This window comes from Aerophototrophica crusticola (assembly GCF_012913305.1).
GTDB classification, from domain to species: Bacteria; Pseudomonadota; Alphaproteobacteria; order Azospirillales; family Azospirillaceae; genus Niveispirillum; species Niveispirillum crusticola.
On the sequence record NZ_CP051775.1, the window covers coordinates 2,295,410 to 2,320,140 of the forward strand.

General features: G+C 68.6%; 22 protein-coding genes and 3 pseudogenes. 8 read left to right on the plus strand and 17 right to left on the minus strand.

All coding sequences use genetic code 11. The annotated features are described in order from the left end of the window. Positions 1-39 precede the first annotated feature (39 nt). Positions 40-525, plus strand: a complete 486-nt coding sequence (locus HHL28_RS11180) for an Lrp/AsnC ligand binding domain-containing protein (RefSeq protein WP_075771818.1) — start codon at positions 40-42, stop codon at positions 523-525. A gap of 3 nt (positions 526-528) precedes the next feature. Here HHL28_RS11180 and HHL28_RS11185 read toward each other — a convergent pair whose 3' ends face one another. The 7 genes from HHL28_RS11185 to HHL28_RS18665 all read right to left on the minus strand — a co-directional run bounded on the left by HHL28_RS11185 (position 529) and on the right by HHL28_RS18665 (position 8,114). Then, entirely contained in the window at positions 529-1,287 is a 759-nt protein-coding gene (locus tag HHL28_RS11185; RefSeq protein ID WP_075771819.1) for an ABC transporter substrate-binding protein, read from the minus strand. 31 nt (positions 1,288-1,318) lie between these two features. Beyond that, on the minus strand, positions 1,319-2,551 hold the full coding sequence (locus tag HHL28_RS11190) for a TIGR03862 family flavoprotein (protein WP_075771820.1): 1,233 nt from the start codon (positions 2,549-2,551) through the stop codon (positions 1,319-1,321). A gap of 147 nt (positions 2,552-2,698) precedes the next feature. Further along, complete coding sequence (locus HHL28_RS11195) at positions 2,699-3,025, minus strand: methyl-accepting chemotaxis protein (RefSeq protein ID WP_404325595.1); 327 nt, start codon at positions 3,023-3,025, stop codon at positions 2,699-2,701. Positions 3,026-3,316: 291 nt separating this feature from the next. Further along, positions 3,317-4,894, minus strand: coding sequence for a phosphoglycerate dehydrogenase (gene serA / locus HHL28_RS11200; RefSeq protein WP_075771822.1), 1,578 nt, complete (start codon positions 4,892-4,894; stop codon positions 3,317-3,319). A gap of 186 nt (positions 4,895-5,080) precedes the next feature. Continuing rightward, positions 5,081-6,241 (minus strand): phosphoserine transaminase, encoded by a 1,161-nt coding sequence (locus tag HHL28_RS11205; protein WP_075771823.1) that lies wholly within the window; start codon positions 6,239-6,241, stop codon positions 5,081-5,083. Between the two features lie 161 nt (positions 6,242-6,402). Beyond that, complete coding sequence (locus HHL28_RS18660; RefSeq protein ID WP_404325597.1) at positions 6,403-7,278, minus strand: hypothetical protein; 876 nt, start codon at positions 7,276-7,278, stop codon at positions 6,403-6,405. 29 nt (positions 7,279-7,307) lie between these two features. Continuing rightward, on the minus strand, positions 7,308-8,114 hold the full coding sequence (locus HHL28_RS18665) for a hypothetical protein (RefSeq protein WP_404325599.1): 807 nt from the start codon (positions 8,112-8,114) through the stop codon (positions 7,308-7,310). Positions 8,115-8,479: 365 nt separating this feature from the next. On the opposite strand from HHL28_RS18665, the gene HHL28_RS11215 reads away from it, so the two are divergent. Beyond that, positions 8,480-8,707 carry a hypothetical protein gene (locus HHL28_RS11215; RefSeq protein WP_169655137.1) on the plus strand — a complete coding sequence of 76 codons (228 nt, stop codon included), beginning with the start codon at positions 8,480-8,482 and terminating at the stop codon, positions 8,705-8,707. 307 nt (positions 8,708-9,014) lie between these two features. Further along, entirely contained in the window at positions 9,015-9,242 is a 228-nt protein-coding gene (locus HHL28_RS11220) for a hypothetical protein (RefSeq protein ID WP_169655137.1), read from the plus strand. Between the two features lie 101 nt (positions 9,243-9,343). On the opposite strand, the gene HHL28_RS11225 is transcribed toward HHL28_RS11220, so the two are convergent. From HHL28_RS11225 to HHL28_RS11240, 4 genes are read right to left on the minus strand one after another with little or no spacing between them, the layout of a single operon-like run. Next, positions 9,344-9,790 (minus strand): GNAT family N-acetyltransferase, encoded by a 447-nt coding sequence (locus tag HHL28_RS11225; protein ID WP_075771825.1) that lies wholly within the window; start codon positions 9,788-9,790, stop codon positions 9,344-9,346. 8 nt (positions 9,791-9,798) lie between these two features. Further along, positions 9,799-10,434 (minus strand): LysE family translocator, encoded by a 636-nt coding sequence (locus HHL28_RS11230; RefSeq protein WP_075771826.1) that lies wholly within the window; start codon positions 10,432-10,434, stop codon positions 9,799-9,801. Then, positions 10,427-11,227 carry a PhzF family phenazine biosynthesis protein gene (locus tag HHL28_RS11235; RefSeq protein ID WP_075771827.1) on the minus strand — a complete coding sequence of 267 codons (801 nt, stop codon included), beginning with the start codon at positions 11,225-11,227 and terminating at the stop codon, positions 10,427-10,429. Before HHL28_RS11235 ends, HHL28_RS11230 begins: the two co-directional genes overlap by 8 nt. Before the next feature lie 16 nt (positions 11,228-11,243). Further along, the gene (locus tag HHL28_RS11240) at positions 11,244-11,870 is read right to left on the minus strand and encodes a GNAT family N-acetyltransferase (protein WP_075771828.1); all 627 of its coding nucleotides are present in this window, start codon (positions 11,868-11,870) and stop codon (positions 11,244-11,246) included. Between the two features lie 131 nt (positions 11,871-12,001). Between HHL28_RS11240 and HHL28_RS18670 the strand changes: the two are divergent. From HHL28_RS18670 to HHL28_RS11250, 3 genes and pseudogenes are all read left to right on the plus strand, one after another. Continuing rightward, positions 12,002-12,163 (plus strand): annotated as a pseudogene (locus HHL28_RS18670) (GntR family transcriptional regulator); the annotation flags it as partial. A gap of 65 nt (positions 12,164-12,228) precedes the next feature. Continuing rightward, a complete protein-coding gene (locus HHL28_RS11245; protein WP_404325602.1) occupies positions 12,229-13,401 on the plus strand; it encodes an aminotransferase-like domain-containing protein in 1,173 nt (390 codons plus the stop codon). 162 nt (positions 13,402-13,563) lie between these two features. Beyond that, complete coding sequence (locus HHL28_RS11250; protein ID WP_169655141.1) at positions 13,564-15,717, plus strand: right-handed parallel beta-helix repeat-containing protein; 2,154 nt, start codon at positions 13,564-13,566, stop codon at positions 15,715-15,717. A gap of 163 nt (positions 15,718-15,880) precedes the next feature. Here the strand turns inward: HHL28_RS11250 and HHL28_RS11255 are convergent, their stop codons facing one another. The 4 genes and pseudogenes from HHL28_RS11255 to folP all read right to left on the minus strand — a co-directional run bounded on the left by HHL28_RS11255 (position 15,881) and on the right by folP (position 19,714). Beyond that, entirely contained in the window at positions 15,881-16,327 is a 447-nt protein-coding gene (locus HHL28_RS11255; RefSeq protein WP_075771831.1) for a DUF3293 domain-containing protein, read from the minus strand. Beyond that, positions 16,324-17,123, minus strand: a pseudogene (thiD, locus tag HHL28_RS11260) (bifunctional hydroxymethylpyrimidine kinase/phosphomethylpyrimidine kinase). The gene HHL28_RS11255 and the pseudogene thiD overlap by 4 nt, the downstream one beginning before the upstream one ends. 15 nt (positions 17,124-17,138) lie before the next feature. Beyond that, positions 17,139-18,514 (minus strand): annotated as a pseudogene (glmM, locus tag HHL28_RS11265) (phosphoglucosamine mutase). Between the two features lie 96 nt (positions 18,515-18,610). Continuing rightward, entirely contained in the window at positions 18,611-19,714 is a 1,104-nt protein-coding gene (gene folP, locus HHL28_RS11270; protein ID WP_075771834.1) for a dihydropteroate synthase, read from the minus strand. Positions 19,715-19,847: 133 nt separating this feature from the next. Between folP and HHL28_RS11275 the strand changes: the two genes are divergently transcribed. Both HHL28_RS11275 and HHL28_RS11280 read left to right on the plus strand, forming a co-directional pair. Continuing rightward, a complete protein-coding gene (locus HHL28_RS11275; protein WP_083699212.1) occupies positions 19,848-20,609 on the plus strand; it encodes an AAA family ATPase in 762 nt (253 codons plus the stop codon). A 46-nt stretch (positions 20,610-20,655) separates the two neighbouring features. Then, positions 20,656-21,090: a hypothetical protein gene (locus HHL28_RS11280; protein WP_169655143.1), complete on the plus strand. Its 435-nt coding sequence runs from the start codon at positions 20,656-20,658 to the stop codon at positions 21,088-21,090. A gap of 306 nt (positions 21,091-21,396) precedes the next feature. Here the strand turns inward: HHL28_RS11280 and ftsH are convergent, their stop codons facing one another. Then, positions 21,397-23,331: an ATP-dependent zinc metalloprotease FtsH gene (gene ftsH / locus HHL28_RS11285; RefSeq protein ID WP_075771836.1), complete on the minus strand. Its 1,935-nt coding sequence runs from the start codon at positions 23,329-23,331 to the stop codon at positions 21,397-21,399. Between the two features lie 196 nt (positions 23,332-23,527). Continuing rightward, positions 23,528-24,682, minus strand: a complete 1,155-nt coding sequence (tilS, locus tag HHL28_RS11290; RefSeq protein WP_169655145.1) for a tRNA lysidine(34) synthetase TilS — start codon at positions 24,680-24,682, stop codon at positions 23,528-23,530. Positions 24,683-24,731 lie beyond the last annotated feature (49 nt).

Here is a 24,731-nt window from a genome sequence, read left to right on the forward strand (position 1 = left end):
GTTCTCCTATCAGAAAGCCAGATCGGCGGAGGAAATCCGGTGACCGGGGGCAATGGCCACAAACCTGACAAGGTTGACCTGAACATCCTGCGCATCCTTCAGGAGGATGGGCGCATCGCCAATGTGGAGCTGGCCCGCCGGGTCAACCTGTCCCCCACCCCCTGCCTGGAGCGGGTCCGGCGGCTGGAACGGGAAGGCTATGTGCGCCAGTACGTGGCCCTGCTGGACCCGGAAAAGCTGGACCGGGCGCTGATGGCCTTCATCGAGGTGCGGCTGGACCGGACGACGCCGGACGTGTTCCAGATTTTTGCCGACGCGGTGGCAGGGCTGGACGAAATCCAGGAATGCCACATGGTGGCGGGCGGGTTCGACTATTTGATCAAGGTGCGGGTCGCCGACATGGCCGCCTACCGCGCCTTCCTGGGGGACAAGCTGTCCAGCATCCAGGGCGTCGCCCAGACCCATACCTACATGGTGATGGAAGAGGTGAAGAGCACCCATGTGGTGCCGGTACCGAGGGCGTGACCGCTACTGCCCCGGCACGCCCCCTTCCGGCCGCGGCATCGGCAGGTTCACCTGCGCCAGCAGGGCGGCATAGCTGCCGTCGGCCAGCAGGCTGTTGAAGGCGGCGCGCAGGCGCAGGAGGTGCGGTTCCGGCACGGAGAGGGAGCAGGCCAGCCAGGCCGGGATCGGCGCGAACGCCTTGGTGACCCGGACGGGCGGGACCAGCCCCTTCACCTCGGCCTGGCGGACGACGGACAGTTCCTCCAGCCACCACTGGACCCGGCCGGTGGACAGCATGCGGCCGGCATGGTCGCGGACCCGCATGGGCTCTACCATCCAGCCTTCCTGCCGGGCCATGGCCTCGTAATGGGAGCCGGCGAAGACCAGGACAGGCTCACCCGGGCCGGGCAGGTCGGGCCCATCGCCCAGCCGGACAAGCACCGTCTGGCCATAGGACATTTCCGCCACCCAATGGCGGGCGGCTTCCCGGGCCGGGCTGCGGACATGGAAGAAGGAGCAGAGGGGCGTGCTGCCTTCCTCGAACAGGCGGGCGCGGCGGGTGCCGGGGATCGGTTCCGCCCGGAACTGGGCCGCGTCGGCGCCCAGCCGGTCCAGCAGCATGCGGGCCAGCTCCAGCCCCAGGCCCTGGCCTTCCGGCGCCGCCTCATAGGCGAGGACCACGGGATCGGCCGATACGGCCCGGAGGGTCCAGGCCGATACGCGGGCGGACGGCACCGACATCAGGAAGGCAAGAAGGAGGACGAGGCCCGCGCGCAGCATCATCGGGACAGGCTAGACCTACCCCTTTCGGCTGTCAAAGGACAGTCATCGAAGAATCCACGTACTTTCGCACGCCTTCACCCGCTGTGACACCGGAGGCCATGCAGCCCTGCAGCAGGTACCCGCCGGTGGGCGCTTCCCAATCCAGCATCTCCCCACAGGCGAAGACGCCTGGCAGCTTCGTCAGCATCAGTCCCTCGTCCAGCTCCCCCAGCCGGATGCCGCCGGCGCTGGAGATGGCGCGGTCCAGGCCACGCACGCCGGTGAGGGGGATGGGCAACGCCTTGACCAGGGCGGCCACCGTGGCAGGGCGGGACAGGTCCTGGCCGTCGGCGAATTCCCGCAGCAGGGGCCCGGCGGGTGGGGCCAGGGACAGGCCCTTGCGCAGCCGGTTGGCCAGGCTGTCGGAGGGGGAGGAGCGGGCAAGCTTGTTCTGCACCTGGGCCAGGGTCAGGTCCGGCTTCAGGTCCAGGCTCACCACCGCTTGGCCCTCCCGCTCGATGGCGTCGCGGATGGGGGCAGACAGGGCGTAGAGGGGACCGCCCTCCAGCCCCGCCCTTGTCACCACCAGTTCCCCCGGCACGGTGCGGCCGGCGAAGGTGAGGGTGATGCGCTTCAGCGGCTCCCCTTCCGCCTTTTCCAGGAAGCCGGGGCTCCAGGCCAGGTCGAAACCGCTGTTGGACGGGCGGAAGGGCGCGATCCCCACGCCGGACCGGGCCAGCAGGGGCGCCCAGGAGCCATCGGACCCGAGGCGCGGCCAGCTCGCCCCGCCCAGGGCCAGGACCGTGGCGGCGGGGCGGATTTCCTTCGGCCCCTCGGGCGACTCCAGCCGCAGGGTGCCATCCGGCCCGAAGCCCAGCCAGCGGTGGCGCAGGTGGAATCGCACCCCCTGCCCCGCCAGCCGGTTCAGCCAGGCGCGCAGCAGGACGGAAGCCTTGAAGGTCTTGGGGAACACCCGGCCGGACGAGCCGACGAAGGTGGGAACGCCCAGCCCCTCGCACCAGGCCCGCAGGTCCGCGGGGGTGAAGCGCCGCAACAGCCTCTCAAACAGGGGCCGTGCCTCGCCATAGCGGGACAGGAAGCGGTCAAGCGGTTCGGAATGGGTGATGTTCAGGCCGCCGCGGCCGGCCATCAGGAACTTGCGGCCCACCGACGGCATGGAGTCATAGACGTCCACCGCCAGCCCGGCTGCGGCCATCACCTCTGCCGCCATCAGCCCGGCCGGCCCGCCGCCGATGACGGCGACGTTCTTGCGCTTGTCGTCCATCTGAAATGCCAACGCCCGCCAACCCGAGACCCGGAGGCATCAGGTAGGCGGGCGCGGAGCCGCTGTAAAGCAGGATGTCGGCGGCCAGGAACTGGACGCCGACAAGGCCGGCGACTGAGGGCCCGGGCCGAAGCCCGGGCATGCGCGTCAGGCGCTGGTGATGGCGCGCTCGACCAGCTGGCCCAGGTGCTGGGTGCGCTTGGTCAGGCTCTGCAACACGTTGGAGATCTCCGCCGTGGCGGCGGCGGTCTGGCCGGACAGGTTCTTCACCTCACCCGCCACGACGGCGAAGCCCTTGCCCGCCTCACCGGCGCGGGCGGCCTCGATGGTGGCGTTCAGGGCCAGCAGGTTGGTCTGCTTGGCGATGGCGTCGATCTGCTGGGCGACGGTGCCCACCTTCTCGATCTCGGTGCGCAGGCCTTCCAGCTCACGGCTGATCTCCTGCAGGGAGGAGGCGAGGTCGCTCTTGCTCACGCTCGCGATATTGGGATCGTTGCCGTACTTCATCGCCGAACACCTGCGTCCGTTGGGGTGGTCTGGAGTCAATTGGGCGCCGCACCCGACCGGCGCGGCGCCCAACGTCTTACCACAAAGTCGTTGCCTTCTTTGTGATGATTTTCACCCAAGCCTAACCGAACGGGCTAAGCGGTCGCACCCCAACCCGGTGGCGGCAGCCATCGGTGGCCGGCGACCGCCGGCCCGCGCACACGTGTGCGCGCAAGCCAAGCCCGCGGAGCGGGCGCCCGGCGATTGAGGGAACGCGAATTAGAAGCTCAGCTCCTTCGCCCGCACCACGCTCGGCAGGCCGCGGATGGTGCCCAGAAGGCCCTCGCCCATGGCCTGGTCCACGGACACAAGCGCGATGGCGTTGGCGCCAGGGGCGGTGCGGCCCAGGTGGAAGGTGGCGATGTTCACGCCCGCGTCGCCCAGGGTGGTGCCCAGCTTGCCGATGAAGCCCGGCTTGTCCTCGTTGCGGATGAACAGCATGTTCGGGGTGACTTCCGCCTCGATGGGGACCTCCTCGATCTCCACCAGGCGCGGCTTGTCGCCGCCGAACAGGGTGCCGGCCACGGACCGGGTGCGCTGCTCCGTCTGGACGATGACCCGGACCAGGGTCTGGTAGTCGCCCGCCAGCTCCCGCTTGGTCTCGCTCACCTTGATGTCCCGCTCTTTGCAGATGACGGGGGCGTTGACCATGTTCACCGACTCCATCAGGGGCGACAGCAGCCCCTTCAGCACGATGGCGGTCAGCGGGCGGGTGTTCAGCTCCGCCGCCTGGCCCTCATACTCGATGGTGACGGCCTTGATGCCCGTCTCGGTGATCTGGCCGGCGAAGCTGCCCAGCTGCTCGGCCAGCTTCATGTAGGGGCGCAGCTTCGGCGCGTCCTCCGCGCTGACGGACGGCATGTTCAGCGCGTTCACCACGGCGCCGGTCATCAGGTAGTCGGACATCTGCTCCGCCACCTGCAGGGCCACGTTCTCCTGCGCCTCGGTGGTGGAAGCACCCAGGTGGGGCGTGCAGATCACCTTCTCGTTGCCGAACAGCGGGTGCTCCTTGGCGGGCTCCACCGCGAACACGTCCAGCGCCGCGCCCGCCACGTGGCCGGCGTCCAGGGCGGCCTTCAGCGCCTCCTCCACGATCAGGCCGCCGCGGGCGCAGTTGATGATGCGCACGCCGGGCTTGGTCTTGGCCAGGGCCTTGGCGTCCAGGATGTTCTTGGTCTGCTCGGTCAGGGGCGTGTGCAGGGTGATGAAGTCGGCCCGGCGCAGCAGGTCCTCCAGCTCCACCTTCTCCACGCCCAGCTCCTGCGCCCGCTCCGGCGACAGGAAGGGGTCGAAGGCGACCACCTTCATCTTCAGCCCCACGGCCCGGTCGGCCACGATGCCGCCGATGTTGCCGCAGCCGATGACGCCCAGCACCTTGCCGTACAGCTCCACGCCCATGAAGCGGTTCTTCTCCCACTTGCCGGCGTGGGTGGAGGCGTTGGCGGCCGGGATTTCCCGGGCCAGCGCGAACATCATGGCGATGGCATGCTCCGCCGTGGTGATGGAGTTGCCGAAGGGCGTGTTCATCACCACCACGCCGCGGGCCGTGGCGGCGGGCACGTCCACGTTGTCGACGCCGATGCCGGCGCGGCCGACCACCTTCAGGTTGGTGGCGGCGGACAGGATGTCCTTGGTCACCTTGGTGGCGGAGCGGATGGCGAGGCCGTCATACTCACCGATGATGGCCTTCAGCTCGTCCGGCTTCAGGCCGGTCTTGACGTCCACCTCGAGGCCACGCTCGCGGAAGATCTCAACGGCGCGGGGGGACAGGCTGTCGGAAATGAGGACCTTGGGCATGGGACGGGTTCCTTGGGTCTGAGGCGGGGTTTCCCCCTCACCCCGACCCTCTCCCCGGTGGGGAGAGGGGGAAATCGCGGTGGGGCCGACAAGCCCCCTCTCCCCGACGGGGAGAGGGAGGGGCCCGCGCAGCGGGAGGGTGAGGGGGTCCCCGGCGATCGGGTCAGGTCAGCGGATGCAAAAGGCTCAAGCCGGCTTCACCTGGGCGAAGGCCCAGTCCAGCCAGGGCAGCAAGGCCTGGATGTCGGCGTTCTCCACGGTGGCGCCGCCCCAGATGCGGATGCCCGGGGGCGCGTCGCGGTAAGAGGCGGCGTCCAGCGCGACCCCTTCCTTCTCCAGCAGGCCGGTCAGCTTCTTCGCCACCTCGGCCTGCGCCTCGGCCGGGAGGGCGGTGACCGCCGGGTCCACGATCTTCAGGCAGATGGAGGTGCAGGAGCGGGTGGCCGGGTCCACCGGCAGGAAGTCAACCCAATCCGTCTTCGCCACCCAGTCGGCCACGGCCTTCAGGTTGGACTCGGAGCGGGCGACCAGCCCCTCCAGCCCGCCCACCGACTTGGCCCAGGTCAGGCCGTCGATGGCGTCTTCCACCGCGATCATGGAGGGGGTGTTGATCGTCTCCCCCTTGAAGATGCCCTCGACGACCTTGCCGTCCTTGGTCATGCGGAAGATCTTCGGCAGCGGCCAAGCGGGCTTGTAGCTCTCCAGCCGGGCGACGGCGCGGGGGCTCAGCACCAGCATGCCGTGGGCCGCCTCCCCGCCCAGCACCTTCTGCCAGGACCAGGTGACCACGTCGAGCTTCTGCCAGGGCAGGTCCATGGCGAAGGTGGCGGAGGTGGCGTCGCAGATGGTCAGCCCCTCGCGGTCGTCAGCGATCCAGTCGCCGTTGGGCACCCGCACGCCCGAGGTGGTCCCGTTCCAGGTGAAGACCACGTCGCGGCTGAAATCGACCTGGGCCAGGTCGGGCAGCGCGCCATAGCCGGCGGTCAGGCTGCGCACGTCCTGCAGCTTCAACTGCTTCACCACGTCGGTGACCCAGTCCTTGCCGAAGCTTTCCCAGGCCAGCATGTCCACGCCGCGGGCCCCCAGCAGGGACCACAGGGCCATCTCTACGGCGCCGGTGTCGGAGGCGGGCACGATGCCGACGCGGTAGTCCGCGGGGATGCCCAGGATTTCCTTGGAGAGGGAGATCACCTGCTCCAGCTTGGCCTTGCCGGGCTTGGAGCGGTGGGAGCGGCCGACCAGGGCGCCCTTGAGCGCCTCGATGGTCCAGCCCGGGCGCTTGGCGCAGGGGCCGGACGAGAATTGCGGATTCGCGGGGCGAACCGCGGGCTTCGGCGGAGCCAGCATATGGCTATTCCTTCCAGAATAGTAGCGCCCCGTTGGGGGGCGTGACCCGCCGCCGACCGTATGGAAAGTTGTGTTGGGCGTCAATCGCCAGAAGCCCTACCCCAGACAGATTTCTGCCATGCGCGGGCTGGGTGCGACACTTTATTACGATGCAGCCACCCTCACGCCGCCGTCGGGATCAGGGACCGTTCCACCAGCCCCGATTCCATCATGGCGTTGCACAGCTTGAAGTAGGCGTCGCGGCGTTCGCCGGCGCCGGGGAAGCGTTCCAGGTAGTTCAGGATGAATTCCGGCCGCTTCAGCGCCTGGGTGAGTTGGTCGGAGGCGAGCTGGCGGGCCCGCCCCTCCGGCAGGCCGGAGCAGAGGCGGACGATGGCGATGATCCGGTCCGTGTAGGGGATGGACTGGTTGGCCAGGATTTCCGTCCGGATGGACTCGAAGATGGCGGCGTCCAGGATCTCCACCATCTCCCGCCGGTGCGCCGTGGGCATGCCGGATTGGGCGATGCGGCGGGCGAGGCCGGTCAGCGTCTTGATGGCTTCCATCCGGCTTCCCTGCTCCCGGATGATGTCCTCCGGCACGATGAAGCTGCGCAGGTAGGGGGCGATCTTGGCCTTCGGCGGCTCACCCGGCGCCTCTTCCGCCAGGGACAGGACGATCTCCGCCTTGGTCACCACGCTGCGGGTGCCGGCGATCAGCTCCGCCATGGACTCGGGCTGGATCAGCCGGTCGGCGCGGGAAGCGAGCGCCTCCAAGACCTCCTCGTCCCGGGCCAGGCCGGGGGCGTTGGCGCGAAGGTAATGCAGCACCTCCACCGTCGCCTTCATCTCATCCCGCAGGCCGCGGTCGCTGCGCAGCGGCAGGCGGGCATGCAGGTGGCGCAGCAGGCCCTGGCGCAGCTCCGCCAGGGAACGGGGCAGCACACCCCGGGACAGCAGGGTGGACAGGGCCTTGATGCCGCCCGGGTGCTCCGTGGCGCTGCCGGGCTTGGCCAGGTTGCCGACATAGAGGTCGATGGCCTTCAGCACCAGGTCCATGCGGGTCTTCTCCTCCCCCGCCAGCTCCTTCAGGGCGAGGGGGAGGCCAGGATCTCGGCCCCGATGCTGTCCAGCACCCGCATCTCCCGCACCGTCAGGTCGGGGGCCCAGAGGCGGAACAGCCGGTCCAGCTTCTCCGTCCAGGTCTTGGCGTCGGCCAAGTGGTGGGCCACGGCCCGGCAGAGCTTCAGCCCCACCTCGGGCCCGTTGCCGAGGGTCTTGGACAGGGCCAGCAGCCCGTCTGCCGGGATGGGCGGCGGGGGGTTGTTGCGGGAGGCCTGGAGCAGCTTGGTGACGCCGGCCTCGATCACCGCCATCAGTTCCTTCATGCGGGCGACGGCGGTCTGCTTGGTGCCGCGCACCTGCACGCTGGCGATGCGCTGGAGCGCGCCCTGGAGGGTGGTGCCGGCATTGTCCAGGGCCTTTGCATGCACCTCGTAGGTCAACACCTCCAGCGGGGTCAGGCGGCGCTCGTCCAGGTACTTGGCCAGGAAGGCGCGCATCACTTGGCGCTGCACGTCGCCCAGCAGATCCTCCGGCTTGTCGCACCAGGAGGCGTCGCGGCCCGGGTTGGCGCGGGCCAGGGGGTCCGTTTCCTGCACGCCGGAGCGCAGGCGCTTCACCATGGTGACGGTGGTGGAGAAGCCGTGGTCCCGGTAATCCATCCGCCGGACGAGCCGGATGCCGTCCACCTCGTTCCGCTGCACCAGCAGGGCGGCGGAAGGCTCAAGCTGCCGCAGGTCAGGGCTGTCCTTCACCAGCAGCCACGTGTCGCCGTGGAAGCTGTGAAGCTCATAGACCGTCTCGACGGTGCCGATCAGCGATTTGCCGTCCACGTCCCCGACCCAAGCTCCTGGACCCCGGCACGACCGGTCCGCGCATCGGCGGAATCGGGCGCGGGAAAGCGGCCGCTATCTTGCTGAAATCTCCTTTCGGGGTAAACCCAGTAATATTGCACGCGTGGGTTAATGTTCGGACAGAAAGCATCCCGACGGTCAGGCGACGGGGCCCGCCCGCACCATGGCCCGCGACGGGTCCGCCAGCGGGCCGAAGCCGAACGGGTGCACAAGCCATCGACCGCGCCCCAAACACCCATCCTGACAAACAGGCCTGTGTGTAGGGTCAAGCATAAAGGCTTGTGACGGCTCCATGGGGTTGCCATGTTGGCCGAAATGAACCTTAACGCGGGAATGAGCCAAGCATGGATATCTCAAGAAACGCACTATGGCGCAAAACAACCGACATTAAACGGCAGCACGCCGTCTTCGAACTCGTCCATGACAGCGCAATTCTTCTCGACATGGGCTTGTCTGACAATAATGTGATAGAAATTTGTTTTCATGGTGGAATTTGTTCAGCAACTATTGATTTGGAAGATCTCCTCTCCCTAATTGAGAACGGTAAGAAGCTGATTGATTCTGACCGTTGACAACAGCGTTACAGTTGGGAGAGACGCAAATGGTTTCGGTGGCTTCGGGCAGTGAAAGCTGAGCACTTGGCGTGTCGGCCGGAAGCCTGCCATGGAGCGGCTTAAATACGGGGACCCGGCCGCACCATGGCCCGCGACGGGTCCGCCAGCGGGCCGAAGCCGAACGGGTGCACAAGCCATCGACCGCGCCCCAAACACCCATCCTGACAAACAGGCCTGTGTGTAGGGTCAAGCATAAAGGCTTGTGACGGCTCCATGGGGTTGCCATGTTGGCCGAAATGAACCTTAACGCGGGAATGAGCCAAGCATGGATATCTCAAGAAACGCACTATGGCGCAAAACAACCGACATTAAACGGCAGCACGCCGTCTTCGAACTCGTCCATGACAGCGCAATTCTTCTCGACATGGGCTTGTCTGACAATAATGTGATAGAAATTTGTTTTCATGGTGGAATTTGTTCAGCAACTATTGATTTGGAAGATCTCCTCTCCCTAATTGAGAACGGTAAGAAGCTGATTGATTCTGACCGTTGACAACAGCGTTACAGTTGGGAGAGACGCAAATGGTTTCGGTGGCTTCGGGCAGTGAAAGCTGAGCACTTGGCGTGTCGGCCGGAAGCCTGCCATGGAGCGGCTTAAATACGGGGACCCGGCCGGACCATGACCCGCGACGGGTCCGCGAGCGGGCCGAAGCCGAACTGGCGGTACAGGCCGTGGGCATCCGCCGTGAACAGCATCCAGCGCCGCAGGTCCTGCAACTCCGGGTCGGACAAGGCAAAGCCCACCAGGAACTTGCCCAAGCCCCGGCCCCGCCAGGCATCGTCCACCCAGACATCGGCCAGGTAGGCGAAGGTGGCCCGGTCGGTGATGACGCGGCAGTAGCCGGCCTGCACGCCATCGGGGGCGTAGAGGCCGATGGGCAAGGCGTGGCGGGCGGCCCGCTCCACCCGCTCCCGCGCGATGCCCGGCGACCAGTAGCTGCCGCTGAGCCATGCGTGGATGCGGGCGAAGTCCAGCCGGTCCCGGTCGGTGGAGGCGAGAAAGCCGTCGGCGCGGCGTTCCTCGCGGATCGTCTCTAACATCCCTTCCCTCACCGGCTCACCGCCATGTGGACGGCCAGCCCGGCCAGGACGGAGCCCATGACCATGCGCTGCACCTTGGCCCAGAAAGGCCGGCCGGTGAGGAAACGCGCCACCTCCCCCGCCACCAGCACGTAGCAGGCATTGACCGACAGGCTGATGGTCATCTGCACCGCGCCCAGCAGCAGGCCCTGGGCCAGGACGGAACCGCGGCCGGGGTCGATGAACTGGGGCAGCAGGGAAAGGTAGAGCAGCGCCGCCTTGGGGTTCAGCAGGTTGGTCAGCAGCCCCATGGTGAACAGGCGCCGCGGGCTGTCCGGGGCCAGGTCCCGCACCTGGAAGGGGGATTGCCCGCCGGGTCTCAAGGCATTCCAGGCCAGCCAGCCCAAATAGGCGGCCCCCGCCCAGCGGATCATCTCGAACGCCACGGGATAGGTCGCCAGCATGGCCGTCAACCCGCCCACCGTCAGCAGCAGGAAGACGCAGAACCCCACCCCGACGCCAGCCAGGGACACGAGCCCGGCCGCCCGCCCCTGGCAGGCGGAGCGGGAGACCAGGTAGGCCATGTTGGGCCCCGGCGTCAGCACCATGCCCAGGCACAGGGCCGCGAAGCCGGCCAGGACCGGCAAGGGGACCAGGTCAGACATGGATGCTGCCTTCCAGGTACAGCACGCCCCGGCCGCCGATCTTCACCCGGTCGCCCTCCAGCGCGCAGTGCAGCCGCCCGGACCGGGCGGAAACCTGCCGCGCCTCCAGCCGGGTCTTGCCCAGCTTCTCCGCCCAATAGGGGATCAGGGTGCAGTGGGCGGAGCCGGTGACCGGGTCCTCCGGGATGCCTTCCTTCGGCGCGAAGAAGCGGGAGACGAAATCCACGTCCCCGTCCGGCCCGCCGCCGGGGGCGGTGACGATGACCATGCGGTCCACACCGGCCAGGTCGAAGAAATTGGGCGCCAGGGCCCGGACCTGGTCCGCCGTCTCATAGACGACGAAGTAGTCGCGGGAGGCCAGCACCGCCTGCGGGGCCGGGCCGCCCAGGGCGGGGACCAGGGAAGCGGGCACCTCCACCGGCTGCGGCGGGCGGCTGGGGAAGTCGAGGGTGAAGACGTCGCCGTCCCGCGTCACGCCCAGCTCCCCCGCCTTCACGGTGCGGAAGCGCATCCGTTCCAGCCCGGGGTGCAGGATGGTGGACAGGACGAAGGCGGAGGCCAGGGTCGCGTGGCCGCAAAGGTCCACCTCCACCTCCGGCGTGAACCAACGCAGGCCCCACAGCCCATCGCCCTCCGGCACCAGGAAGGCAGTCTCCGACAAATTGTTCTCCAGGGCGATGGCCTGCATCAGCCCGTCGGGCAGCCAGGAGTCCAGCGGCACCACCGCTGCCGGGTTGCCGGTGAAGGGACGCTCGGCGAAGGCGTCCACCTGGTACAGGGGAAGGCGGGGCATGTCTGTCTCCAGTCGGTCAGGGGCGGTCGAGCATCGCGAGCAGCCGGGCCTTCACCCCCGCCCACTCCCGGTCGGTGATCGAGAAATAGACGCTGTGCCGCAGGGTGCCGTCGGCGCGGACCATGTGGTTGCGGAAGGTCCCCTCCTCCACCGCGCCGATCCGGGCCAGGGCGGCGCGGGACTTGGCGTTCATGTGGTCGGTCTTGAACTCCACCCGGGTGCAGCCCCAGCCCTCGAAGGCGTGGGCAAGCATCAGGAACTTGGCTTCCGTGTTCAGGGGCGTGCGCTGGAAGCGGGGGGCGAGCCAGGTCCAGCCGATCTCCGCCCGCCAGTTGGCCCTGTCGATGGCCCCGAAACGGGTGGAGCCGGCGATGGCGGCGGTGGCCACATCGACGGTGACGAAGGGCAAGGCCTTGCCCTGCTGCTGCTCCGCCAGGGCCAGGGCAACCCAGGCCTCCATGCCCGCCCGGTCCCGCACCGGGGCGGGGTACCAGCGGAAGACGTCCGTATCCGCGCTGATCTCCGCCAGCGTCGCCGCATGCTCCGCCCGCAGGGGCTCCAACCGCACATGCCGCCCGGTCAAGGTAAGGGGTGCCGTGTCGATGCGGTTGTGGGGATGAAGGGGGACATCCTGGGGGATCATGGGAGCCCTGCCTGAAATTGTACTGGTACAATTACCGCTGCACGTATGCTCACCGCTGTTTGTGGCGTTGTGCTGCGGGTACAATCCGGCTACACTGGGCCCCATATCCGGTCAAACGGAACATTGTCCCCATGACAAGCATCCCCATCGCTCCCTGGAAACCGGATCTGTCAGGTCGGCCCGGCCCCTTGTACCGGGCCATCGCCACGGCCCTGCATGATGACATCCGCAACGGCACCCTGCCGCCCGGCACCCGCCTGCCCACCCACCGGGACCTGGCCTGGACCCTGAAGGTCACGGTCGGCACCGTCACCCGCGCCTACCAGGAGGCGGAGCGGCAAGGCCTGATCGGGGGGAGGTGGGGCGCGGCACCTTCGTGCGCGACCCGCGGCGGATCAATGAGGGGGCGGTGGAGACGCTACCCGGCGGGATCATCGACCTGTCCGTCAACGCCACCGCCCTGTGGCCAGACGCCGACAGCCTGCGGGATGCGGTGCAGGCGGTGGCCGGGCGGGGAGACCTGTTGTCCCTGATGGGCTACCAGCCGCCGCAAGGGCCGCAGCGGCTGCGCGCCGCCATCGCCGCCTGGGCGGAGGCGACGTCCGGCCTGTCGGTGCCGGAGGACCAGGTGCTGCTGACCACCGGCGGCCAGGGCGCCATGCACGCCGCCCTGTCGGCCACCACCCGGCCAGGGGACGTGCTGCTGGTGGAGCAGGTGACCTATCCCGGGATCAAGACCCTGGCCCTGCAACTGGGCCTGCGGCTGGTGCCGGTGGCCATGGACGGGGACGGCATCCTGCCCGACGCGCTGGAACAGGCGGCCCGCGGCCACGGCGCCCATGCCCTGTATTGCATGCCCACCCTGCAGAACCCCACCACCGCCACCATGCCCCGGGCAAGGCGGGAGGCCATTGCCGCCGTTGCCCGGCGGCTGGGGCTGGTCATCGTGGAGGATGACGTCTACGGCTTCCTGGCCCGCACGCGGGAGCCGACCCTGGCGGAACTGGCGCCGGAGGTGACCATCCATATCGGCAGCGTGTCGAAAAGCCTGTTCCCCGGCCTGCGCACCGGCTACGTCATCGCCCCCCGCCCCCTGCTGGACCGGCTGGCCGCCGTGACCCGCGCCACCATCCTGACCCCCGCCCATTTGGGTGCCGTGGTGACGGCGGAACTGATCGAGAGCGGTGAGGCCCTGCGCATCGCCGAGCGCCGCCGCGGTCTGGTGGCGGAGCGGCAGGCCCTGGCCCGTAGCATCCTGGGCAACCGGCTGGGCGGCTCCGACCCTGCCGTGACCCATTTGTGGCTGACCCTGCCGGAAAGCTGGCGCCGCGACGCCTTCGCCCGCGCCCTGCTGGAACAAGGGGTCAAGGTCACCCCCGCCGACGCCTTCGCCGCCGGCAAGGCAGAGGTGCCGAACGCCGTCCGCGTCTGCCTTTGCTCCGTGGACCGGGCGGAGACGCTGGAACAAGGCCTGCGCCCCCTGGCCACCCTGCTGGACAGCCCGCTGAGCGTCGAGGCGGCGTTGGTGTGACGAGGACAGGTTGGTCACGTTCCATTGCAACGAGTCTCTGCCCAAACCTATCTCGGGGAAGGAGCAGCAACCCAATTGTATGATCTTAAAACTAGACATATGGAATATGATATACGTACCCTCCCCCAGTGAGTGAAACAATCATAGTATCTGGGGGAAATTATGACCTGTATTGATTGGCCGTCGATTTCTGACCTGCCGGAGATCACCCCTGACCAGATCGGTGCCAATGATCGGCTTCGGATCGAAAGGGTTGGCGCAGGGGCCTCGGCCCTGGAAGTCCAGCGATTGGGAGAGATGGCGTTACGCCAGCACTTCAGCGGCGGGGTGCCGTCGCCCATGCGCATCCTCGGCACCGACGCGGAGGGCAAGCCAACCAGCTTCACGCCGGGGAGTGTCTGCACGACGACAGAAAACGTCTTCCACCAGGCTTCCGGGGGCTTGGAAGCACGCAAGCTGCAAGCCGTCCTGGGCGAGTCGACCAGCGTGCTGGACTTCATCCCATCCCAATTGCACCCCGGCATACGGAACAACACAAACACCACAGACTTGGCGCCCTTTCTGGCAAACGCGGTTGCCTGGGCGAAGCAGGGTGGTCCGGACTTCGGGCGGGAGCTGTTCTGGCCACAGGGCTTCTATCGGCTCCGTGAGTTGGACCTGACGGGGGTCAGCAATGTCGCCATGCGTGCCGGCGGGAGCGTCGTCCTGGTCGGGACCGCGACCCCGAGCGAGCCTGGGCTGGCCATCATCAAGACGACGAATTACCGGGATTGGGTCGCCAGGGGGGGAGCCGTCGGCGCCATCACGTCAACCCGCGGCATCAGCTGGACGGGAGGAACCTGGATCGTCAACCCGTTGCATATCCACGCCTACGACCATGGCCTGCTCATGGAGCATGCCGTGGAATGGCTGGTGGAGCGGATGTCCGTTTCCGGACGGTGGCGCCAGACGGCGCTGCCAGGTGGTACCGTCCGGGCAGGGATCTATTACCAGTACAGCTATTGCAATACACTCTTGAACTGCACCATGGGCGACAGCGCGGGTGCAGACATGGACAGCTTCGCGCTCTACATGGGCAATGACAACCCAAACGCGTTGACAGCCATCAATTGCCGCAGTGCCGGCCGCAATGGCTTCTATGTCACGGGTTCAGGCCATTCCTTCGTGAGCTGTGACATCTCCACGGGCCCTCAGCCGAATACCACGGGCATCGTCCTTGGCGCTTGCCGAGGCGTGTCCATCGTCGGCAGCTACTTCGAAGGACATACGGGTTTCTGCATCAGGAAAGCCGGTATCATCGAAGGTGCCAGCATCTCCGGGTGCAAGTTCGAAGTGCTTGACGACGCGACGGCGATCGATTTCAGCGGGCCCGCGGGCAGCCAAGGCGTCTGCATCACCGGCAATGCCTTCCGGAACGGGAACGCTTCCCCGAGCAACCGGATCGGCATCAAGACCTCGACTGCCGACCACGACCTGGTGGTCGCCGGCAATGCGTTCACGAACCTGTCGGTTGAGATCGACCAATCGGCCGGACAGCCACAAGTCGCCGCCGCGGGATGCCTGCACACCCTCAACCTGCAAGCGAACGGGAACATAACCCAGCGCACGGGTACCTTCACCGCGCCGCAGGTGACCACCCCGCAACTGACCGCACAGCAGGTAACCGCCCAGCAGGGCATGGGGTTGCAGGATGGTTCCCTGATGGTCCGCAAGACGACGTCCGCCGGGACCATGGGGCGGGGTTGGGAGTTCAGCCGCGACTACGGGATGGCAGAACTGACGGACCAGCTCTACTTGGGCAGGCCCACGGCCGGGATCCTCATCGGCTTCTATGACACCAACGGCGGGGGAACCGCGACGGCCGGCAGCATCACCATTTCGGGTGCGACCACGAGCTACAATTCCGTTTCCGACTACCGGGCCAAAGCGCTGTCGGGCGAGGCGTCAGGTGCCTGTGCGCGGCTTGCCCGCCTGCCGGTCCACCAGGGCCGGATGATCGACGAGCCGGAGGGCAGCGAACGGCCGATGTTGTTGGCCCATGAGGTGCAAGGCCTGTATCCCCATGTGGTGACGGGCCGCAAGGATGAGATGCAGCCCGAATACCTGTGGGGCTCCGGCCCCGATGGGCGGCCTGCCAAGGTACCGACAGGCCGGCTCATCCCAAGGCTGCAGGAACTCGACCGCTCCAAGCTGGTGGACGAGTTGGTCCTGGCCCACAAGGAGGCGATCACCGCCTTGCGGTGGATGCTGGACAACTGGCCTGGCGGTGACGTCCCGCCGCATATCGCGGCGAGCCTTGGGATTTCGAAGCCTTGAGCAGCGGGTTGGCCCGCTTCCAGTTGCCTGGAGGCGGGTCAAGCCTGTCCGGCCCCCATCACCGGCGCTTGATCCGCGCCAGGGTTCCCATCACCCGTGTGACGTCGAGCCCAACGGCGCAAAGCGGGGAAGGCGCGCCAGGACGAAGAGGGGGGAACGGCCCTCACTCCACCGCCAGCCGCGTGAACAGCACGTGGGCCGGTTGGCCCAAGGGCTGCCAGACGATGGCGTTCTGGCCGAACATCTCCGCCAGGGCCAGGGCGTCCAGGGGTGGCAGGTCGAGGACGAGGAAACCCTGCTCGGCCCAGTCGCCGGTCTGGGACCGGCCCTCATGGGGCAGGAACTCCAGATCCTCCTCCTCCAGGATCTCCTGGAGGCGGGCGTGGGCGGCGTCGTTCTCCGCCTTGGGCTTCACCTGGCTGCGGGGGTTCCAGGCGGTGACGAAGATGGCCTCCGCCGCCCCGTGGCGTTCCAGCAAGGCGTCCAGGTCGGGGTTCATGCGGTGGACGCGGGCGACCACCTTCTTCTTGCCGTCCATGGCGACATAGTCGGTCGCCTCATAGGGGGCGCGGACCTCGGCCAGGCTCTTGGGCTTGTTCTTGTCGCTCATGGGAAGGGGCGCACCGTGTGGCTGTGGTTCAGGGGACCATGGCCGTGGCCATAGCCGGGGGCGGTCCGCAGCGCCTCCCCCACATAACGCCGGGCCCGGTCCACCGAGTCGGCCATCCCCAGCCCCTGGGCCAGGCCGCAGGCGATAGCGGAGGCCAGGGTGCAGCCGGTGCCGTGGGTGTGCCTTGTCTCCACCCGCGGGCTGGCCCAGACATGCTCACCCGCGGCGGTGACCAGCAGGTCGGTGACCTCCGCCCCATCGATATGGCCGCCCTTCATCAACACGGCCTTGGCGCCCAGTTCCCGCAGCTTGGCGGCGGCGGCGCGCATGCTGTCCAGGTCGCGGACGGGCAGGCCGGTCAGGGCCTCCGCCTCCGGGCGTTGGGGGTCAGCAGGTCGGCCAGGGGGAGCAGGCGGGTGGTGACGGTCCCGACGGAGTGCGGGTCAAGCAGGGCATGCCCGCCCTTGGCCACCATGACCGGGTCCACCACGATGGGCACCCGGCCGCCCAAGGCGGCGATGCCGGCGGCCACCGTCTCGATCACGTCGGAGGTGGCGAGCATCCCGGTCTTCACCGCGTCGGCGCCCAGATCGTCCAGCACCAGGCGGATCTGCTGCCGGATGAAGTCCAGCGGCACCGGCAGCACGCCATGGACGCCGCGTGTGTCCTGGGCGGTCAGGGCGGTGATGGCGGTCATGGCATAACCGTCCAGGGCGGTGACCGCCTTGATGTCCGCCTGGATGCCGGCGCCACCCCCGCTGTCGGACCCGGCGATGATCAGGACGCGCCCCTTCACGGCAGTCTCCCCCTGTTACTCCGCCGCCTGGGCCGGGGCCTTGGCGGCCGCCTCCACCGCGGCGCAGATGTCGTCCACAACCGTGCGGACCAGCGCCTCGTCCTCCCCCTCCGCCATGACGCGGATCAGGGGCTCGGTGCCGGACTTGCGGATCAGCACCCGGCCGCGTTCGGCCAGCTTTCCCTCACCCGCCTTGATGGCGGCCTGGACCGGGGCCGCGTCCAGCGGCTTCACACCGGAGGAGGCATCGTAGCGCACGTTCTTCAGGAGCTGCGGCAGCGGGGTGAAGACCTTCAACACTTCCGACGCCGGCCGGCCCGCCCGCTTGACGCAGGCCAGCACCTGCAGGGCTGCCAGCAGCCCGTCGCCCGTGGTGGCGAAGTCGGACAGGACCACGTGGCCGGACTGCTCCCCGCCCACGTTGAAGCCCTGCTGGCGCATGCGCTCCACCACATAGCGGTCGCCCACGGGGGTGCGCTCCAGGGTCAGGCCCTTGCCGCGCAGGTGCAGTTCCATGCCCATGTTGGACATGACGGTGGCCACCACGCCGCCGCCGCGCAGGCGCCCGTCCTCCGCCCAGGAGGCGCCGATCAGGGCCATGATCTGGTCGCCGTCGATCTGGGTTCCCGTCTCATCCGCCAGGATCAGCCGGTCGGCGTCGCCGTCCAGGGCGATGCCGATATGGGCGCCATGAGCCACCACGGCGGCGCGCATGGCCTCCGTGTGGGTGGCGCCGCACTGGGCGTTGATGTTGGTGCCGTTGGGTGCGACGGCGAGGGGGACCACCTCCGCCCCAGCTCATACAGCACCCGGGGCGCCACCTTGTAGGCGGCGCCGTTGGCGCAATCCACCACCACCTTCAGCCCGTCCAGCCGCAGGTCGCGGGGGAAGCTGGACTTCACCACCTCGATATAGCGGCCGGACGCGTCCTCCATCCGCTGGGCACGGCCCAGGGCGCCGGGGGCGGCCAAGTCGGGGCCGAAGGGCTGCGCCATGCGCGCCTCGATCTCTGCCTCGATCTCATCCGACAGCTTGTACCCGTCGGGGCCGAACAGCTTGATGCCATTGTCCTGGTACGGGTTGTGGGAGGCGGAGATCATCACCCCCAGATCCGCCCGCATGGAGCGGGTCAGCATGGCCACGGCCGGGGTGGGCATGGGGCCCACCATCACCACGTCCATGCCCATGGAGGTGAAGCCAGCGGCGAGCGCCGGTTCCAGCATGTAACCGGACAGGCGGGTATCCTTGGCGATGACCACCACATGCCGGTGGCTGCCACGGCGGAACTGCAACGCGGCGGCCATGGCGGCCTTCAGGGCCGTCTCCGCCGTCATGGGTTCGGTGTTGGCGGTCCCGCGGATGCCGTCGGTGCCGAAAAGCTTACGACCCATTTCCTAAAAATCCCCGCAAATTATTCGATTATCCGGCTTAAGCCGTTTATAGCACGCCGGCCCCGCGGCACCATGGGACACCGGCGGGTGCCCGCGTCAGCCCTGCAATGCTGCCCAGACGGAACGCGCCTGGGCCGTTTCCGGCACGTCATGCACCCGCAGGATCTGCGCTCCCTGCCCCAGCGTCGCCAGCCCCGCCGCCAGGGAGCCCCCCAGCCGCTGCTTCGGTGGTTCCCCGCGGGACAGGGCGCCGATGAAGCGCTTGCGGCTGACGCCCACCAGGATGGGGCAGCCCAGGCCATGGAACAGGGCGGCGTGACGGAGCAGGTGCAGGTTGTGCTCCACCGTCTTGCCAAAGCCGATGCCGGGGTCCACGGCGATACGGCTCGGCGGGATGCCGGCATGGCGTGCCGCCTCCACCCGCTCCTCCAGGGCGTCGAACACGTCGAGGGCGGCGTCGTGGTAGCGCGGGTCCTGCTGCATGGTGCGCGGGTTCCCCACCATGTGCATCAGCACCACGGGGCAGCCGGCCTTGGCCACCAGGGGCAGGCTGTCCGGGTCGCCGGTCAGGGCAGTGACATCGTTGACGATGCGGGCGCCGGCCTCCAGCGCCGCCCCCATCACCCGGGCATGGCGGGTGTCGATGGAGACGACGGCCCCCTTCTCCACCAGCCCGCGCACGACGGGCAGGGTTCGGGCCAACTCCTCTTCCGGGTCCACCGGATCGGCGCCGGGACGGGTGGACTCGCCGCCCACGTCCAGGATGTCCGCCCCCGCTTGCATCAGGGACAGGCCATGGGCGACGGCGGCGGCCGGGTCGGCATGGTCGCCGCCGTCGGAGAAGCTGTCCGGCGTCACGTTGACCACGCCTATCACCAACGGCCGGTCCAGCCCCAGCCCGGCCCAGGCGGGCCGCGGGGTGATGGCATCGAACAGCAGCCGCCGCGCCCGGGCCGCGAAGCCGTCGCCCAGCGCCGCGGCCCAACCCTCCACCTCCGCCGTAGGCATCAGCGCGCGGGCCGTGGCTTCCCGCTCCCGCACCGCCAGTTCCACCAGGGGGAAGGCATAGGGGCCGCCGGCCAGCCACGCCGCCTGCCCCGCCACCACGGCCTCCTCCGCCGTCGTGCCTGAGAGCAGCCCCGCGGGGCGCAGATAGAGGTCGGCGGGGCGGGCGGGTCGCGGGAGGGGTGTTGGGGTCATGGCACCGGGCGGGTTGGGACGGCCGTGATTCCCCACCGTAGCCCAGCGGGAAGGGCAGGCAAAGGTTCGGCCGCTTGCGGCCCGGCTCACAGGACGGTTAGCCTGACCGGTGTCCCCCAACCGAGTCCCGCCCATGTCCCGCGGCACCCCCGCCCCGTTCCTGCGCAACGTCCGGCTGGCCTGCCCCCCGGCGGGGGGCGGGGACCGCTATCCCTTCACCCTGCCCTACCTGCGCGGCGGGCTGGCGCTGGAATTGACCACCCCGGTCACGATCTTCGCGGGGGAGAACGGGTCGGGCAAGTCCACCCTGCTGGAGGCCATCGCACTCCATTGCGGCTTCGCCATGGAAGGGGGCAACCGCGACCATTGGTATGACGAGCCGGAGTCGGTTGACGTGAAGCCGCTGACCCAGGCCATGCGCTTTTCCTGGTCGACCAGGGTCACGGACGGCTTCCTGTTGCGGGCGGAGAGCCTGTCCGGCTTCGCCGACACGCTGGACCGCCGGGGGCCGGACTGGCTGGAGCGGTTCGGCGGGCAGAGCCTGCATGCCCGTTCCCATGGGGAAGCCTTCATGGCCGTGTTCGAGACGGTGGGCAAGCGGCCGGGCATCTACCTGTTCGACGAGCCGGAGGCGGCCCTGTCGCCCACCCGGCAGCTGGCCTTCCTGCGCATCCTGCATGCCATGGGGCAGTCCAAGGCCTGCCAAGTGATCCTGGCCACCCACTCCCCCATCCTGATGGCGGTGCCGGGGGCGCGACTGCTGTGGTTCGACGAGGAGGGGATCAGCCCGCGGGACTGGCGCTCCACGCCGCACGCCCGGGTCTACAAGCGGTTCCTGGGCGACCCGGACAGTTATCTGGCGGACTTGCTGGACGATATACGACCGGATGGTTGACGTTCCGGCCCCCGGGGCATCTGATCTGCCCGCATGCAACCGGGGGATGACGATGGTCGCGGACAAGACAGACCAGGGCGGGTTCGGCGACCTGGAAGGGGCCTGCGACATGGCCAGGACGCGCCGCTTCCTCAACGGGACAGAGCGCTTCCCTTTCGACTTCCTGGTGGCAGCGGACGGGGAGCCCTCGGTCCGACTGCCGGATTTCGGCTATGCCATCCCCTTCTTCCTGCTGTGGCAGATGCTTCGGGAAAACCGGGCGGGGCGCATCCAGGACCAGGCCTATGTGGCGGCGGGCCAACGGCTGGAATTCAGCCTGGAGGGCCGGGACTACGTGTTCTATGCCGACGATTGGGGCGGCGGCTCGGTCCACAGCCGGCGCCGCTGCCCCGCCGACATGGCTTTCCTGGTGGACGTGCTGGGGGCCTGTGACCGGCTGTTCCTGCGGTCGTCACGGAGCTTGGTGGCGGCGGGGACGTGAGGGGGGCATCATCTCAGTGAATGCGTGTAGGCGCTCAGGTAATTGAGAGCCGCTCGTAGCCACCCCCAGTGCTCCCCCTGCGAAAGCAGGGGCCCACAGTTCTTAAATCCCAGATGCCGTGTTTACCGGGTCAAAAACCGTGGGCTCCTGCTTTCGCAGGAGAAGCAGGAAGAGCAAACCTCAGGAACTCTTCAGCGCTGATACACGGAAGCCGGATGTAAATGCTAAAGCCATCATTCCACGACCAACGAAAAAGGCCCCCGGGCTTCCCCGGGGGCCTTCGTCTTTACGGCACAGCCTCGCGCGTCACACGCCCGGCTGGGGCTCCGGCTCGAAGCCGCCGGACTCCTTGCCCGAGGTGGGGACGGAGGAGCGACGGCCCGACTTGGGCGGCTCCGCCTTGGCCTCCGGCGGGCGGGCCGGGGGATCGGTGCGGACGATGGCCTCACCCCGCAGCAGGGCGCGGACCTCGTCGCCGGACAGGGTCTCGTACTCCAGCAGGGCCAGGGTGATCTTCTCCAGCCCGTCGCGCTCGGTGGTCAGGATGCGGCGGGCGTGGCCCTCGGCCTCCTCGATGATGCGGCGGACCTCCTGGTCGATCAGGTTGGCCGTCGCCTCCGACATGTTCTGCTGCTGGGTCACGCTGTGGCCCAGGAACACCTCCTGCTCGTTGGCGCTGTAGCGCACCCGGCCCAGCTTGTCGGACATGCCGAACTCCGTGACCATCCGGCGGGCCATGTTGGTGGCCTGCTGGATGTCGTTGCCGGCGCCGGTGGTTACCGCCTCCGGCCCAAAGACCAGCTCCTCCGCCACGCGGCCGCCGAACATCATGGCCAGCCGGCTCTCCAGCTCGACCTTGGAGTAGGTGTACTTGTCCCGCTCCGGCAGGTTCATGGTCACGCCCAGGGCCCGGCCGCGGGGGATGATGGTGACCTTGTGCAGGGGGTCGCTGGCCGGCATGTGCAGGCCGACCAGGGCATGGCCCGCCTCATGGTAGGCGGTCAGCTTCTTCTCCTGCTCGGTCATCACCATGGACCGCCGCTCGGCGCCCATCATGACCTTGTCCTTGGCGGCCTCGAACTCGGCCATGCCCACGACCCGCTTGCCGGCGCGGGCCGCCAGCAGGGCCGCCTCGTTGACCAGGTTGGCCAGGTCGGCGCCGCTGAAGCCGGGGGTGCCGCGGGCGATGATCTTGGCGTCCACGTCCGGCGCCAGCGGCACCTTGCGCATGTGGACCTTCAGGATCTTCTCGCGGCCCAGCACGTCGGGGTTCGGGACGACCACCTGGCGGTCGAAGCGGCCGGGGCGCAGCAGCGCCGGGTCCAGCACGTCCGGCCGGTTGGTGGCGGCGATGAGGATGACGCCCTCGTTCGCCTCGAAGCCGTCCATCTCCACCAGCAGCTGGTTCAGGGTCTGCTCACGCTCATCGTTGCCGCCGCCCAGGCCGGCGCCACGGTGGCGGCCGACGGCGTCGATCTCGTCGATGAAGATGATGCAGGGGGCGTTCTTCTTGCCCTGCTCGAACATGTCGCGCACGCGGCTGGCGCCGACGCCCACGAACATCTCCACGAAGTCCGAGCCGGAGATGGTGAAGAAGGGCACGTTCGCCTCACCCGCGACCGCCCGGGCGGTCAGGGTCTTGCCGGTACCCGGCGGGCCCACCAGCAGCACGCCCTTGGGGATCTTGCCGCCAAGGCGCTGGAACTTCTGCGGGTCCTTCAGGAACTCGACGATCTCCTCAAGCTCCTGCTTGGCCTCGTCGATGCCGGCCACGTCGTCGAAGGTGACGCGGCCCACCTTCTCCGTCAGCAGGCGGGCGCGGGACTTGCCGAAGCCCATGGCCTTGCCGCCGCCGGACTGCATCTGGCGCATGAAGAAGACCCAGACGCCGATCAGCAGCAGCATGGGGAACCAGCTGAGCAGGATCTGGAACAGGGTGTTGGGCCCCTCCTCCGGAACCGCGTTCACGCGCACGCTCTTCTCGGTCAGGCGGTTCACCAGATCCGCGCCGGGCGGCACGTAGGTGGAGAAGGCCTGTCCGTTGCTGAGCGTGCCGGACACCTGGTTGCCCTTGATGGTGACCGAGCCCACGTTGCCCTTGTCCACTTCGTTCAGCAGGTCGCTGTACGCGAAGCTGGATTGGGGCGTCCGGGTGGACGACGTCTGGAACAGGTTGAACAGGGCCACCAGCAGCAGCCCGATGATGATCCAGAGCGCCAGGTTCTTACCGAAGTTGTTCACGTCGCGGACCTTTCGTCACCGACCCGTGGGCCCCGCGTGCCGCCCGGGCCGGGTCGGCACATTCCCACACGGGAAGCTTCCCATTAGATAATCTCACCAGCGGGGCTGACAACAGGGAAGCGAGGTCCCGCCGCCGGCTCCGGCACAAATGGAAGAACATCGCACCGTACGGTAAGCGTTCCGGACGACACATAGCTCAGATGGGGTACGGCAAGGACCAAGTCGCCCCCCCATACTGCCGGCAACGTGCGGCGGACCGCCGCGGGCAGGTTCGGGGGCCCAACAGTTTGAAGCTTTTCCCGCACCTGGCCCCAACCCTTGTCCCCCAACGCGCCGACGGCGGCACCCGCAACCCCTTGGCAGCGCAGCAGGAAACGCCCGTCCCAGACCATTTCCCCATGCGTGGGGAGCGTGGCTGGCGGGCCGACCCTCCCGGTTCCCGCATGACGCGCCAGCCCCCGGCTGTGGCATCCACAAGGCAGCGGCCCAGGGTCCCGCTGGTTGTGACATCGGCGCGCATCCGGCCCAGCAGGCCCCGGACCCGCTCCCGCCGCGGCCGGTAGGTTCCGCCGCCCACCGCAAGGACCAGCCGGGTAAGCAGCCCTTCGGCGATGCCGGGGTCGGCATCCGCCAGGGCCGCCCGTCCCAGCTCCACCCAGCCTTCCGGGTAGAAGGCAGCGTGGCGGGCCAGCAGGCGGGCGATCTCCCCCTCCCTGCCCGCCCTGTCGCGGGCGGCATCCGGGACCATCGCGGCATGATCGGTGTCCACGCGGCCCGACAGGCGGAGGCGGCCACGGGCGTAGCGGTCGGACAGGTTGGAAGGGTCGTCCACCCAGGGCTGGCCGAACTTTTCGCAGACTGTTCGCAGGGCGGCGCGCCTGACCCCCAGCAGCGGGCGCAACAGCCGGACATGGCGCAGCTCCCGGATGGGGGCCATGCCCGCCAGCCCGTCCGGGCCGCTGTCGCGGGCCTGGCGGATGGCGACGGTTTCCGCCTGGTCGTCCGCCTGGTGGCCAAGGGCGAGGTGGAGGATCCCTTCCTCCCGGCAGGCCTGCTCCAGCAGGGCATAGCGGGCGGCGCGGGCGGCTTCCTGGATGCCCGTGGCGGGCTTGGGCCCCTCCCAGCGCAGGATGCGGTGGGGGATGGCACGGGCTTCCATCCACCGCCCCACCTGCCGCGCCTCCGCCGCCGACTCCGGCCGCAGCGCATGGTCCACGGTGAGCGCCAGGACCGAGCCGCCCCGGTCCCGGGCCCAGCGGTCCAGCAGCAAGGCCAGCGCCAAGCTGTCCGAGCCGCCGGACAGGGCCACCGCCACGCGTGGCCGCGGCTCGAACGGGCCAAGGGCATCCATCAGCCGGGCGAAGGCCCCGGCCGTCAGAGGGGAGGCCGGACCTTCCGCC